Raw genomic sequence first — 13,805 nt, 5'->3', positions numbered from 1 at the left:
CGGTGATCATGAAGCGTAGAGAACTCCATGATCGGGCGAACCGTGCCTGCCCTGCTACTACCAATTAGCTCGGCACCTACTGGCGGACGCCCTTACTCATGTTGCTCTTGGTTCCCACCTGAGACTGCTTCCTCCGGGCTCACATGTCCCAGTGTCCAGGTGTCCGAGCCAAGGGTGGAACTTCAGAGCGGTGCCGGGCCCTGGCCTCCCTGACTGCCATGATCCTTGCGACCAAGCAGATCTACAGCGACGTCCTGGCCCAGACGATGCGCACCCAGGCGATGACGTTGCAGGCGGAATTGCTGTGGGCGTTCGTGCCGCCGCGCACGATCGGCACTTCGTCGGTGACCTCCACCGCCGTCCTGGAACCGGCTTACGAGATCGGCGGTGACGCCTTCGACCACAGCGTGGACGGCACCCGCCTGCACCTGACCCTGCTGGACGCCATGGGCCACGACCTGGCTTCCGGCGGCTGCAGCGCCGTGGCGCTGGCGGCGTGCCGCTCCACCCGGCGGGCCGGCGGCGGCCTGGCGGACATCACCGAACGGATCGACCGCGCCCTGGCTCGCTGGATCCCCGAGCGCCTGCTGACCTGCGTGATCGCCGACCTCGACACCGCCACCGGCCGGTTCGACTGGATCAACTGCGGTCATCCGCCGCCCCTGCTGATCCGGGACCGCCACGTCCTGCCCGGCGCGCTCCAGCGCGCCGCGCACCTGCCCCTCGGCGTGACCGGCTACGCGGCGCCGCCGCCGCAGGTCCACACCGTCCACCTGCAGCCCGGTGACCGCGTGCTGATGTTCACCGACGGCGTCACCGAGGCCCGCTCGGCCAGCGGCGAACTGTTCGGCGAAAACCGCCTAACCGACACCGTCGTGCGCTCTATGACCGACGGGCTGCCCGCGCCGGAAGCCCTGCGCCGCCTCATCCAGCAGATCCTTCTGCACCAGGACCAGCGGCTTCGGGACGACGCCACCATCCTCCTCGCCGAGTGGCACCCCCACCGCTGACACCATGCGGCCGTCGGCGAGGAAGTCCTCACCGACACCTCCGCGCAACCGGGCCGTGCCGCAGACCACGGCAGCCCAGGGACCGCCGTGGTGACGGGTTCAGGGGTCGGCTCAGCGCGCCGCATGCTGGCCCGCGCGGTGCGCAGCCGTTCGAGGTCCTGCGGGGACTGGGGGCCGGGGGACAGCCCGGGTTGGGCGCAGGGCACTTCTTGGTCGTTCGCGGCGCACTGACGGTCGGAGGTCCGGGCTGCAGGGCCGAGAGCATGACAGCACGCGCCGGATGCGGGCCAGCGTCACGCAAGGCGCTTGACGTAGCGATGGGCGGGCACTCGTACGGGTCCCTGGTCGCTTGGCGCGTGGTGGTCGAAGAGCCCCGTATCCTCCCAGCCGTTGCGCGCGTAGAACTGGCGGGCGCGAAGGTTGCCGGCCACCACCGCTAGCCAGGCCTGCTCATGGCCGCCGGCTGCGACGAGACGCTCGGCTTCTGCGAGCAGAGCCACGGCCACACCGCTTCCCCGGTGGTGGCGGGCCACGTACACCTGCTCGACCTCGTCGTCGACCACCATCACGAAGCCCGCCACCGCACCACCGACGAGCGCGACGACCGCGTCACCGACGCGTTGCACGGCGCGTACGGCGAACGACTCCTGCGTCCGTATGGCGAGTAGGGCTTCGGGAACGTTCCCCAGGTGAGCGTCGCACCATCCTCGGTGCCAGATGTCTGCGATGGTCTCCGCGTCCCCGGGCCGAGCCGGACGTATTTCCACAACTCCGCTTGGGACTATTGTCATGTCACCTCCATTAAGGTGATGGGAGGTTGAGTACCGCCGGACATCGTCGGCCGCAGGCTTCCGCGACGCGCTGCTGATGAGGTGGTCCCCGGCACCTGGCTACTGCCTGTGGAGGGGATGTTCCCAGGGCCCCGGGCTGGTGGTGCTGGAACAGCTTTCGAAGCTTGTCGGTGCCTGCCGGCCTACGAGACGTGAGCGCGATCGGCGAGCTGCCGATGGCTCAAACCCCTCACATCCTCGTAGGCCGCGATCCGCTGGCCGATGCTGATTCCGTCTGGAGGTGCCATGCTGGTCCCCATCCCGTGCACGCCTTGAACCCGTGTGCACGGGACCGTACCCCCGGAGTCGCCCGCCCACAGATCGTTTCGGTAACTGGCGTTGACGCCGGATCGAACTGGCGTAGCGAAGCGGGCGTGGCACGGCGGATCGGCCGAAGGCCGCGGCTAGGTGTCGCCTAGCGTCGATGTACTGGTCCGCGGCTCAGCGTCAGCGTCCCGTCCGTGGCCGGGGCCCGTCACACCAGGGCGGGGCCCGGCGCGTGGGTGGGCTGCTCCTCCTCCGTCGGCGGCTCGACCGTCAGGTGCGGCAGACGGCGGTCCAGCCAGGCGGGCAACCACCAGTTGGCGCGTCCGCACAGGTGCATGACCGCCGGGACGACCACCGTCCGCAGCACGAAGGCGTCCAGCGCCACGGCGGCGGCCAGCCCGACTCCGAACTCCGCGATGCCGCGCTGCCCCATGAACACGAAGGCCGTGAACACCGCGATCATGATCAGCGCGGCGGCGGTGATCACCCGGGCCGTGCGGGTCACCCCGGCCAGCACCGCGCGGGCGTTGTCGCGGGTGCGCGACCACTCCTCGACCATCGCGCTGACCAGGAACACCTGGTAGTCCATGGACAGCCCGAAGAGCACGGCCAGCACCAACTCGGGCAGGTAACCCTCGACCGGACTCGGCGAGCCGAGGCCGAACAGGCTGGTGCCCCAACCCCATTGGAAGAACGCGGTCAGCACGCCGAACGAGACCGCCGCCGACAGCAGGTTGAGCACCGCTGTGACGGCCGGGATCAGCAGGCTGCGGAAGGCGAGCACGAGCAGCAGGAAGCTGAAGCCGACGATGGTGACGAGCAGCCAGGGCAGCTTGGCGCGGGTCACCGAGGCGAAGTCGATGAACGTGGCCGTCAGGCCGCCGACATGGACCTGCAGCGTGGTGCCCTGGGTGTAGTGCGGGATGACCGTGTTCCGAAGGTGGTCGATCAGGGCGGAGGTGGCCGGGTCCTCGGGCGAGGTGGCGGGCACGACCTGGGTCACCTGGACGGCCTGATCCGTGACCGGGGGTGACTCCACGGCGGCCACCCCGGGCACGGTGGCGAGCGCGTGGTCGAGCCGGCCCAGCGCGGCGCGGTCGGCCGGGGACCGCGTCTCGGCGACCAGGAACAGCGGACCGTTGAAGCCCGGCCCGAACCCCTTGGCGAGCAGCTCGTAGGACTGGTGGGTGTGGGTCGACGCGGGGTCGTTCGACGCGTCGGCGAAGCCCAGGCGCAGGTGCAGCACGGGCGCGGCCACCGCGAGCGTCACCACGAGTCCGAGGGCCGTCAGCACGGCGGGGAACCGGGGCACCAGGCGCGACCAGCGCGCCCACAGGCCCGTGTCCGCGTCCGCGTCCGCCGTCTGCGGTGTGTTCGTCCGGGCCGCGCGGCGCTGCTTGCGGCTCAGCACGCGGGCACCGAGCACGCCGAGCAGCGCGGGCAGCAGCGTGACGGCCGCGAGGACCGTGCACACCACCGTGATCGCCGCTGGGACGGCCAGTCCGTCAATGAAGCTCAGGTTCACCGAGAGCAGCCCGAGCAGGGCGATGCACACCGTGCCACCGGCGAACAGCACCGCGCGCCCGGAGGTGTTGAGCGCCTGCACCGCCGACTGCTCCGGTTCCAGCCCGGACTGCAGACCGCGGCGGTGCCGGGTCACGATGAACAGCGCGTAGTCGACGCCGACGCCGAGACCGATGAGCGCGCCGAGGATCGGTGCGATGCCGTTCACGGACATCACGTGGCTGAGAGGCGCCATCAGCAGCATGCCGCCGCCGACTCCGGCCACGGCGGTGACGATCGGCAGCGCCATCGCGAGCAGTGAGCCGAACGCGATCAGCAGGATGACGGCGGCGGCGACAATCCCGATCAACGAGGCGTTCGAGGCCGGCGTCTCCTCGGCGGCCGCGATCCCCTTGCCGCCGAGCTCGACCGCGAGGCCGGGTTCGCGGGCGGCGACCGCGGTGGAGATCACCCGGTTCACATCGCCGTGGTCGAGGTTGTCCGCCTGGTCGGTGAAGGTCACCGTCGCGTAGGCGGTGCGCCCGTCCCGGCTCACCTGGACGCCGCCGCCGGGCTGGTAGGGGCCCGCGACCGAGGCCACCTCGGGCAGGTGCTGGACCTGCGTGACCATCGCTGACATCCGCTGCTCGACGGCCGGATCGGTGACGCTGCCCCGGCTCACCTGCCAGACGATCTGGTCGACGTCGCCCGCCTGGGCTGGCGCCGACCGCTGCAGCAGCTCCTGAGCGCTGCCCGAGCCGGTCCCCGGCAGCGTGAGCGAGTTGTCGTACTTGGTCCCCACCGCCTGCGACACCGCCGTCAGGCCGATGAGCAGGCCCACCCAGGCGGCGATCACGACGAAGCGGTGCTGATAACACCAGCGTGCAAGGGCTGACATGATCCTCCGTTCCTTTTCGGTTCGGCTTCTCATGGTCCGTACGGAGGCCGCCCGGGTCGCCAGCCCGCCGCAGTGATCGCCGCCCCTGCGACCGCTCCGTCCGGAGCGGTTCGGAGCGCCGGTTACTGCGTTCGCAGTATCCGCCGTCGCGGGTCGGCCAGGCCGGAGCGGTAGGCGAGGACGACTAGTTGGGCGCGGTCGCGGGCGTCGAGCTTGGTCATGGCGTGGTTCGCGTGGGTCTTGACGGTGAGCGGACTGAGGGTGAGCTGGTCGGCGATCTCGGCGTTGGACATGCCGTCCGCGATCAGCGCCACCACCTCGCGCTCGCGGTCGGTGAGCGCGGAGAGCAGCGGCGAGGGGCGGACCGGTTCGCTGTCGGGAAGCGTCAGGAACCGCGCGATCAGGCCCTGGGTGGCGGTGGGCGAGAGCGTCGAACCGCCACGGGCGACTGTTCGGATCGCGTCGATCAGGGCCTCCGGGCGTGCGCCCTTGCCCAGGAACCCGCTGGCTCCGGACCGCAACGCCTCGAAGACGTACTCGTCGACCTCGAACGTCGTCAGGATCAGCACCCGCACGGCGGCGAGCCCGTCGTCCGCGGCGATCCGCCGGGTCGCGGCGAGGCCGTCCAGGCCGGGCATCCGGATGTCCATCAGCACGACGTCGGCACGGGTCTCCCGGACCACCCGGACCGCGTCGTGGCCGTTGGCCGCCTCGCCCACGACGCTCAGGCCGGGCGCACGGTCGATCACCAGCCGCAGGCCGGTGCGGACGAGGTCCTGGTCGTCGGCGATGACGACGCGGGTCATCGGATCCCACCTCCGCCCACGTGCCGCAGCGTCAGCGGCAGTTCGGCCGCGACGCGGTAGCCGCCCTCGGGGCGTGGACCGACCGCGAGACGTCCGCCCAGCGCAGCCACCCGCTCCCGCATGCCGACGAGGCCGTGGCCGCCGGGCGCGCGTCCTTGCTTTCCGCTGATCGCTCCGCCCGCGTCCTCGACCGCCAGGCTGAGAGCCTCGGGCGCGTAGCCGAGCCGCACCACTGCCGTGTCGCAGCGGGCGTGCTTACGGGTGTTGGTCAGCGACTCCTGGATGACACGGTAGGCGGTCAGCTCCACCACCTCCGGCAACGGTCGGGCCTGGCCGGTCACCTCGCCGGTGACCCGCAGGCCCGAACCGGCGAACGCGCGGAACAGCTCCCCGAGCCGGTCCAGGCCCGGCACCGGCTCGGGCGGATCCGTCGGATCGTTCGCGCCGGGCTTGCGCAGCAGGCCGACGGTCAGCCGCAGTTCACCCAACGCCTCTTCACCCGCCCGTTGGATGTGCGTGACCGACTCCCTGGCAAGCTCCTGCTCCGGAGACTGCCCTTCGCCGTCGAGCAGACAGGCGAGCGCGCCTGCCTGCACGTTGATGAGCGCGACATGGTGGCCGACGGCGTCGTGCAACTCCCGGGCGATCCGCAGCCGTTCCTCCGTGACGCGCCGGTTCGCCTCGTCCTCTCTGGCCTGCTCGGCCTCGGCGACGTAGGCGCGGTGACTACGAAGAGCACTGCCGGTGGTGACCGCCAGAGTGGCCCACAGCACGGTGATCACGCCCGCGATGCCGGGGTGCGTGAACAGCGAGACGGCGAGCAGCGCCGCCTTGACCGGGATCCCGACCGCGAGGGTGCGGCCCTGGGACGAAACCAGCGTCACCTGGAACAGTGCAACGAAGACCGCCAACAGGGTCAACGGATAGGCCATCCCGTCGGCCGTCAACACGACCGTCCCGAGCCCGGCCGCTGCCGCCGTGACAACCGGGCAACGCCGACGCAGCGGCAGGACCGCGTACACAGCGACAGTCACCAGCCAGCTCACCGACTGGTGTGAACTCAGCGCCTGACGGACGGCCGGGGGGACCGTCGCGACTGTGAACAGCGCGACGGACGCGAGCGAGGACAGGAGCAGCAACCAATGCTGCGGTCGCGCGGTCAGCACGGCTCCTCACCCGTCGGGGCCGACTCCTTCACGACACGGAACAGCGTGACGGCGAACCACGGCCCGCCGTACCAGTACCCGGGCCCGAGCGGGCGCAGCGTGCCCTGTCCGAGGTGCGCTGTGTAGTCCTTGAGCGCCCACCACAAGTCCACGACGACCAGCTGCCCGCCGGGGCGCAGCACCCGCATCGCCTCGTCCACGGCACTGCGGCGCGCCTCGCGCGAGGGGATGTTGTGGATGGCCATCGCGCTCGTCACTACGTCGAAGGACGCGTCCTCGAACGGCAGCTCGGTCATGTCGGCCGTGTGCACCTCGACCCGGCCGGCGACCCCGGCCGCCGCGCCGTTGGCCAGGGTGGCCTCGGGGTTGTTGCCGCTCTGGTCGCCGGTCCACAGATCGACGCCGTGGGCACGTCCCTTCGGCAGCCGCTTCGCTGCCTCGATCAGCACCATGCCGCGACCGCAGCCGAGGTCGAGCAGCTGCTCGCCGCCCTTCAGGCCGATCCGGTCCAGCTCCCGCTCCCAGAAGCGGAGTTTGCCGCGCAGCGTGGTGTGCACGTACACCCCGGTGGACGCGAGCACCGCCGCGCCGACGGCGGCCGTGGTGGCTCGTCCACGTCGACTCGGCCGCCACCGGGTGGCGGCGAGGCAGCAGGCGACGCCAACGGCGCCGGTCAGGGCGGGGAACGCCGGAGCGTCGACACCGTAGCGGGGGCGGGGGAGAAGATCGTGTGGGTTCGACATACGCGCAGCATCACAAGTGCGGCGGCCGGTGTCTTGAAGAAATGTTCCGTCAGTCGCTCCAGGCCACGTCGTCGACCTCCAGCCAGGGGTCACCCACCACGGTCACCGGGGTCGCCCCGGTCCGCGCCACGATGTCGCGGTGCAGGTGGGACTGGTCGGCGTAGCCGCTCTCCGCCGCGACCAGAGTGGCGGGTTCACCGGCGGTCAGACGGTGCACGGCGTGGTCGAACCGGACCAGATCCGCGGCGCGCTTGGGCGGCAGACCGATCTGCGCCTGGAACCGGGCCCACAGGCGCTTCCGGCTCCAGCCGACCTCAGTCGCCAGGCCCTCGACCTTCACCACACCCTGACTCGCGACGATCCGCCGCCACGCCCACCCCACCTCGGCGTCCACAGCCGGCCCCTCGGCGATCCGCCGGGCCAGCAGCGCGTCCGTCAGCGCGAAGCGCTGCTCCCAGGTGGAGGCGTCGTCCAGCCCCTCCCGGATCCGCGAGGCCTCCCGACCCCACAGCTCCTCCAGCCCGAACACGGCCCCGTCCAACTCGGCGGGCGAAACCCCCAGCGCCGCACGCGCGACCAGCGGTGACAGCCTCACCTGCACACCCTCGTAACTCCCACCCCGCACCCGCACCGCGCCGGACGCCCCGGCCCCGAGCCCGGCAACGATACTTCCCCGCAACTGCCACCCACCGTCCTGTTCCACGAACGGCATCCCCGAACCGAACTCCAGCGCCAGACTCACCGCGGGCTGCGGAATCACCCTCAGATCGATCGGCACCACCCCCCGGTCCCGAAAGCCGGCCATCTGGACCCCAGGCACCTGCAGCGGCCGCTCCGGAAGAGCGACCTCCCACATGTCCGTACCGTCACGTTCCCCCGCGCCGGATCGCATACGTCCATGCTAGGTGCGGCTAGGTGTTCCCGAAAGGCGACCCACGGCTTGCCTCACGGGGGCGTTACTTGAGGGCGTCTTCAGACACTTTGCGGTGCTCGGCAGTGTGTTCGTGCTCACGCCGGGACCAGGTGATGCGATCCGAGATCTGCTGGGCAGTGGCTTCGACGGCCAGGAAACCGGCCTGCACCTCTGCCCAGAAGTGGACATTACGGGCCTGCCGTTCCAGCATCGCGTCGACGAGCACAGCACGCTCAGGACCAGCCAGGCCATAGGCGTCGGCCAACACACGCACCTGAGTGGCCTGAACATCCACAGGAGGAGCCTCTGCCTTCGAGGACAGACACCACAGCCAGGACATGTACCCGACGTCCTCCAGCGGACTGCCCGGCGCAGCCATGTCGAAGTCGATGAAGGCGACCGGCATCTCGTCCTGAAAGACGGCGTTGTTCGGCCCCAGGTCATGGTGGCATACGACCTGGTGCTGGCCGGCAAGTTCGCTGCCCCGGGTGGCATCGTGCATGGCGCGTGCCAGGGCGCCAGCCGCGGCGACCTGCGCGTCGGTCCATGGCCGGAACTTGGGCGGAACCCAGCCCGGCAGATAGCTGAAGGTGTCCCGGCCTTCCTGATCCCGACCGAGATATCGCGGGGCCCCTGCGAATCCTCGGCCCTCCAGCAGGTCAAGCAGGGAGGCGACGAACGGCGACGCAGCCGAGGCGGGCCGCCGGACCGTGTCACCGATGCGGACGACGCCGGAAGTGATGCGGCCTCCACGCAGAGGGACGACCTCGTCAACAGTCTCAGACATGCCACCGGTTCCTTTCCATCGCCACTGTCCATGATGCGGCGGCCACACCGGGGTTGCTGCCTGCGGCAGGCCGCCCACGCGAGATGTGGACTCGCGACCTGAAGCGTCGCTCCAGCTGTGTCAGGCAGCTGTCAAGGCGCGCTGTTCTCTGGGGCTTCGCGAGCGACAGTGTTTCCCAGGCCCAGCGCTTGGCTCATGATCGACACCATGTCTCATGAGACATGGTGAGCACGAAGAACACGAGCAGTTCGAGCACGCCAACGAGGTGCGCACCGCCCACGGCGCCACCCCGTTCGCCAACCCGCGCAACGGCGCCGCCGGCACCCTGCGCGGCAAGGACCGCCCCTACCGCATCGAGCTGACCTTCTTCGGCTACGGCGCCGTCGGCCTCGACACCGACCTCACCCACAGCGCCCTGCTGGAGCGCCTGGCCGCCCTGGCCGCCCTGGGCGCCAACACCGCCGCCACCACCGCCGCCCGCCCGTTGTGCTGCGCCACGCTGGAGGAGGCCCAGCAGCGGATCGACGAGATCGCCGCGCTGCGCCCCCAGCTGCCGTTCGGCATCGACGGCGTCGTGGTCAAGGCCGACTCTGCGGCCGACCAGCGAGAGGCCGGGGCCGGTTCGCGCGCACCGCGCTGGGCGGTCGCCCGCAAGCTGGCCGCCGAGCACAAGGTCACCCGGCTGCTGGACGTCGAGTGGAACGTCGGGCGCACCGGCATCATTGCCCCGCGCGCCGTCCTGGAGCCGGTCGTCATCGACGGCGTCACCGTCACCTACGCGACCGTCGGTGAAGCGCAACTGCGCTCCGGGGTGCGGGCGTTCTTTGCGCACGATCAGCCGTATACCTCTCGGCCAGCCGCGCAGGACATCGCCAGCGAGCTCGGCGACCCAGGCGCCGTCGCGGATGGCGCCGTCGGGTTCGACGGCCGGAGTCCAAGCCGAGGCGGGCACCAGCAGCACCGCCTGGTGGACGCTCTCGGTGATGGTCATCCCGACCGAGTAGGACAGCCACCTGCCGCGAGTTGTGAGCCAGTTGAGGAACTCGTGGGTGCCGCCGCCGGAGTCGGTGCGGATGAGGGTGCGCCGTCCGCGCCGGTACTTCTTCGGCAGCTGGGCCAGGGCCAGGCGGGCGGCGGCGATGTGGTCGGCGGCGGTGTTGCTGCCTGCGTTCCCCGGCCGCAGCAGGCCGGCGACCGGCTCTCCGGCGCCCTCCCTGCCGTGGTCGACGAACGCGAACAGCGGGTGGTGGCCGAAGGTCCTCTTCCAGGTCGCGGCCGCGTCCTGCTTCTCGGAGTGAGCCAGGACGAGGACCCCCTCGATATCCACGACCACTTCGCCGCCCGCGTCCGGTGCGGCTTGGCCGGCCAACCGCCAGACACGCTCACGAACTTCGGCCCGCGCCCGCCGGACGGCCGCCAGTGCCCGTGGGCCGGCCGCAGCCAGGGTGTCGACCAGCCGGGAGACCGTCGGGTCCGAGGCCACCGGCCCGAACACGCCGGGTTCCGACCGGAGCGCGGCCACGTCCGCCAGGCAGTCCCCGCCCAGCGCCACCGCCAGCGCGACGTCCAGGAGGATCTTGCCGGGGTCGTGCACCGCTCTGGGCTTGCGCCACGGTGCGAGCGCCGCAGACAGCCCGGAGGCCAGGCCCGTGCGGCGCGCTGTCTCAACCAGCAGGACCCCGCCGGCCTGCGAGACGACCCCGTGGCCGCCACCCGATACCCGCACACGCGGGTAGGACCCGATACGCTTGCTCACCTGGGAAGTGCCTCCGATGCGTGCGGGAACAGGGACCTCGACAATCCTTATTCTCGCTGGTCAGAGCAATGCCGGTGAGTTAAGACGTTTCCGCAGGTGAGGAAGGGTTCCGAGGCTTCCGGGTAACTCTGAGTGAGTAGCTGACCTGACTGGGTGGACGGGGTTGATCCCGTCGTTTCGCCTCGAAGGTGTTCCTTGGCGGCTTCTTCACCCGTTGGCAGCGGCGGTCGCGGCGTGACGGCAGGATGTCGTCCAGGAGTTCCTGGACGACCTCAAGTCGGGCTTCGTGCAAGGCTGACGGGCTCGCCGCGGCCTGACCGGTGGTCTTGAGTCGGGCCAGCTGCACCGTGCTGGTGAACGAGATCCGGTCGGGATCGACATCGCCCTGCTCGGCGGCGTGGGCCTTGAGTGCGCACAGGGCCTGGTAGATGGTGAGGTGCGCGTAGACCTCCTGGCAGATGAGCTCAGGAGTCTTCGAGCGCAGGATGAAGCCGGCACCCCGCAGGCGGTTCTTGAGTTCGGCGAAGCCGTTCTCGATCTCCCAGCGTTGGTGGTAAAGCTGGGCCAACTGCTGTGCGGGTGCGAGTCGGTGGTCCAGCAGGCTGGTCGCCAGGCGGAAGCTCTCGACCTGGGTCGGGCCCCCGCGAGACTGGATGGTGACGGTGTAGTCGATGACGCGCACCAGGTGTCCTTCAGGCAGTCGCTTCGGGGTTCGGCCGTGGAAGCGGGCGTCGCCCAGGCGCTGGCCCTCGGCCGGGGTGGGCATGACGGACACGTGCGAGCCGTCGGGCAGGACCCACAGAGGTGGGAGGACGAGGTTCTTCTTGATCCGCCAGGCAAGGTGGCAGCCGGTCGCCTCGACCAGGCCCCACAGTTCGTGTCCGGCGAAGTTGCGGTCCGCCAGCAGCAGCATTCCCGGCTTCAGGGAGGCGAGCAGACGTCGGGCGAGCTTGTGCTCGCTGAACCTGGCGACGGAGTCGAATGCGGCGTCGATGACGGCGTGAGTGCCGCACTCGATCAGGGACATCAGCCTGACCTGGGGGTTGCCGCTCTTGTTGGTGCCCTCGCGGCCGGTGAATCCGAACTCGCGGGCGTTCTCCGGCGTGTCCGGCACGTCGAGGGCGCTGCCGTCCCACGCGACCAGTCGCAGGCCGAAGGCGAACGCGCCCGGGCAGGCGGGTGTGGCCAGGATGCCGCACCGGCGCTCGAACAGTGCCTGCAGCGGTTTGTCGCCCAGGCGCTGGCGGGCACGGGTGAGCGCCGAACTCGTGGGCAGACGCTGCGCGAACCCGCCCGGCAGGTGCCGCAGCTTCTCGGTCAACGCTCGCAGGACCAGTCGATACCCCGGCGGTCCGGCGCTGTCCGAGCTGCTGAACAGGCACAGTGCAAGAACGAAGTACACCACAGCCCGGGCCGGCAGCAGCCGTCGCCGGCGCTCAGCACGTCCGGTCAACTCCAGTAGTTCATCTACTACTTCGGGGGTGATCTCCTCGGTCAGCACGCCGAGCCGGATCTCATCCCCAAAGCGCGCCCCCACCGGCAATCGAGGACCTTGTCCGGGACGCGAATGCCCCGTCTTCGTGGCAGAGGCGGTGCGGACGGTGGCAGACTGAACACCCTACGGAGCTCCAGTGCGGACATTCGGATCTTGGTCGATCTCCTGTCCCACCGGGAGCTCCGTTGCTGTGTCCCGAGATCAACTGCCGAATCATCAGATCGTGCGAACTGCCCGGCCACGCCAGGGGTCATTCCACCCAAAACGGGCCGCGGCATACCCTCTACCTGCGGAAACGCCTTAACTCACCGGCATTGCTGGTCAGAGGCACTTTCTGCTTTGCTGATCACCTGCCGGACAGCCCGCTTCGTGAAAGCGCGAGGCTAGGTCCTACCGGCCGGGCTGGGCGTCAGGGTGCCGGCCCGCGAAAATCGCTGTTCCGTCGCCGCCGCACAGTGATAGAAAACCCGGGTGACCAAGACCTTGGACTTCCCCGAGTTGCTGCGCCTGATCGACGAGCGGTCGGCCGCCTTCCGGGCCGCGATCGCCTCCGCGCCCAGCCTCGATGTGCAGGTGCCGACCTGCCCCGAGTGGACGCTGCTCGACCTGGTGCACCACCTGGGCGGGGGGCGTCGCGCCTGGGCCGCTACGGTCGCGGCTGGGCCGGATGCCTCGGGCAAGTTGGCGGGGGAGGGCCTGGCCGCACCGCAGGAGCGCGAGGCCCTGCTCGCCTGGCTGGCCGAGTCGACGCAGCAGATGCTGGACGCGTTGCGGGAGGCCGGCCCGGAGCGCGGTTGCTGGACGTGGTGGGGCTCGTCGCAGTCGCCGCGGACCTGCGGCGCCGTCGCCCGGCACCAGCTCCAGGAGATCGCGATGCACACCTATGACGCCCAGCTCACCGTGGGCGCCCCGGAGCCGTTGCCGGAGGAGGTGGCGCTTGATGGTGTCGAGGAGTTCCTGTTCACCTGCTGCACCACGACGGTCGCTTGGCCGCACAAGCCCGCCGTCGTCGACTATCACGTCACCGAGGGCGGCTCCTGGCGCCAATCGCTCTCCGCCGATGGTTCGCGGGCCTTCCGTCTGCCCGAATCCGGCGGTGTGCCCGCCGCCGGCGAGGACTCGGCGTCGGTCGACACCTCCGCCCGGGGTACGGCGAGTGACCTGGTCCTGGCCTTCTACGGTCGCATCCCGCTGGACTCCCTGAAGCTCGAAGGCGACCGGCACCTCTTCGACCTGCTGGAGGAGTGGGACATGGAGTAGGACTGCCTGGAGTAGGACCGCGCACCTAGTGTCCTGCGCCGGAGATCCGTCGGCAGAACCGGGCGAGGGAGTCGAGGATCTCGTCGGCGGTTTTGGTCCAAGTGAACGGTGTGGGGTCTTCGTTCCAGTTCTTAGCTTGGCGTTTAACCTCGCAGGTCACCCGACCTGCTGATCTGCGGTTCTTTCCGGGACAGCGGAGGCGGCCGTTCTCCACGCTTCGAGATGTCTGGTCACGAAGCACGAGAGAACGGCCGCTGCCTATGAGTCTCCCGGTCGATGTGCCCGAAAGTGCGGCATTGGACGTCTTGTCCCGCTTTCGGGTCGAGTTCTACGACTGCCTTTACGCCCGCCAGGACGCGCTCTTCGAGCTC

Annotated in this window: 10 protein-coding genes and 2 pseudogenes; 3 read left to right on the top strand and 9 right to left on the bottom strand. The window is 70.1% G+C overall.

Features of this window, described 5'->3' with window-relative positions; translation table 11 throughout:
• Positions 1–218: 218 nt before the first annotated feature.
• Positions 219–1,010 (top strand): PP2C family protein-serine/threonine phosphatase, encoded by a 792-nt coding sequence (locus ACH4E7_RS44045; protein WP_396254853.1) that lies wholly within the window; start codon positions 219–221, stop codon positions 1,008–1,010.
• Positions 1,011–1,303: 293 nt separating this feature from the next.
• Here ACH4E7_RS44045 and ACH4E7_RS44040 read toward each other — a convergent pair whose 3' ends face one another.
• From ACH4E7_RS44040 to ACH4E7_RS44010, 7 genes are all read right to left on the bottom strand, one after another.
• Positions 1,304–1,636 carry a GNAT family N-acetyltransferase gene (locus ACH4E7_RS44040; protein ID WP_396254852.1) on the bottom strand — a complete coding sequence of 111 codons (333 nt, stop codon included), beginning with the start codon at positions 1,634–1,636 and terminating at the stop codon, positions 1,304–1,306.
• A gap of 679 nt (positions 1,637–2,315) precedes the next feature.
• Positions 2,316–4,508 (bottom strand): MMPL family transporter, encoded by a 2,193-nt coding sequence (locus tag ACH4E7_RS44035; protein ID WP_396254851.1) that lies wholly within the window; start codon positions 4,506–4,508, stop codon positions 2,316–2,318.
• Between the two features lie 122 nt (positions 4,509–4,630).
• On the bottom strand, positions 4,631–5,314 hold the full coding sequence (locus ACH4E7_RS44030; protein WP_396254850.1) for a response regulator: 684 nt from the start codon (positions 5,312–5,314) through the stop codon (positions 4,631–4,633).
• Positions 5,311–6,348 carry a sensor histidine kinase gene (locus tag ACH4E7_RS44025; protein WP_396254849.1) on the bottom strand — a complete coding sequence of 346 codons (1,038 nt, stop codon included), beginning with the start codon at positions 6,346–6,348 and terminating at the stop codon, positions 5,311–5,313. The genes ACH4E7_RS44030 and ACH4E7_RS44025 overlap by 4 nt, the downstream gene beginning before the upstream one ends.
• A gap of 125 nt (positions 6,349–6,473) precedes the next feature.
• On the bottom strand, positions 6,474–7,223 hold the full coding sequence (locus tag ACH4E7_RS44020) for a class I SAM-dependent methyltransferase (RefSeq protein WP_396254848.1): 750 nt from the start codon (positions 7,221–7,223) through the stop codon (positions 6,474–6,476).
• Positions 7,224–7,272: 49 nt separating this feature from the next.
• The gene (locus ACH4E7_RS44015; protein WP_396254847.1) at positions 7,273–8,079 is read right to left on the bottom strand and encodes a helix-turn-helix domain-containing protein; all 807 of its coding nucleotides are present in this window, start codon (positions 8,077–8,079) and stop codon (positions 7,273–7,275) included.
• A gap of 100 nt (positions 8,080–8,179) precedes the next feature.
• The gene (locus ACH4E7_RS44010; RefSeq protein WP_396254846.1) at positions 8,180–8,923 is read right to left on the bottom strand and encodes an aminoglycoside phosphotransferase family protein; all 744 of its coding nucleotides are present in this window, start codon (positions 8,921–8,923) and stop codon (positions 8,180–8,182) included.
• A 238-nt stretch (positions 8,924–9,161) separates the two neighbouring features.
• Here ACH4E7_RS44010 and ACH4E7_RS44005 point away from each other — a divergent pair.
• Positions 9,162–9,710: pseudogene (locus tag ACH4E7_RS44005) on the top strand (NAD-dependent DNA ligase LigA); the annotation flags it as partial.
• Here the strand turns inward: ACH4E7_RS44005 and ACH4E7_RS44000 are convergent.
• Positions 9,708–10,679 (bottom strand): annotated as a pseudogene (locus ACH4E7_RS44000) (IS1380 family transposase); the annotation flags it as partial. The pseudogenes ACH4E7_RS44005 and ACH4E7_RS44000 sit on opposite strands and share 3 nt — an antisense overlap.
• A 79-nt stretch (positions 10,680–10,758) precedes the next feature.
• The gene (locus ACH4E7_RS43995) at positions 10,759–12,216 is read right to left on the bottom strand and encodes an IS4 family transposase (protein WP_396254845.1); all 1,458 of its coding nucleotides are present in this window, start codon (positions 12,214–12,216) and stop codon (positions 10,759–10,761) included.
• Positions 12,217–12,645: 429 nt separating this feature from the next.
• On the opposite strand from ACH4E7_RS43995, the gene ACH4E7_RS43990 reads away from it, so the two are divergent.
• Complete coding sequence (locus ACH4E7_RS43990) at positions 12,646–13,434, top strand: maleylpyruvate isomerase N-terminal domain-containing protein (protein ID WP_396254844.1); 789 nt, start codon at positions 12,646–12,648, stop codon at positions 13,432–13,434.
• The last annotated feature ends 371 nt before the right edge of the window (positions 13,435–13,805 follow it).

It is taken from the genome of Kitasatospora sp. NPDC018058, assembly GCF_044327205.1.
GTDB lineage: Bacteria > Actinomycetota > Actinomycetes > Streptomycetales > Streptomycetaceae > Kitasatospora.
This window is presented reverse-complemented; position numbering and strand designations above follow the sequence as displayed.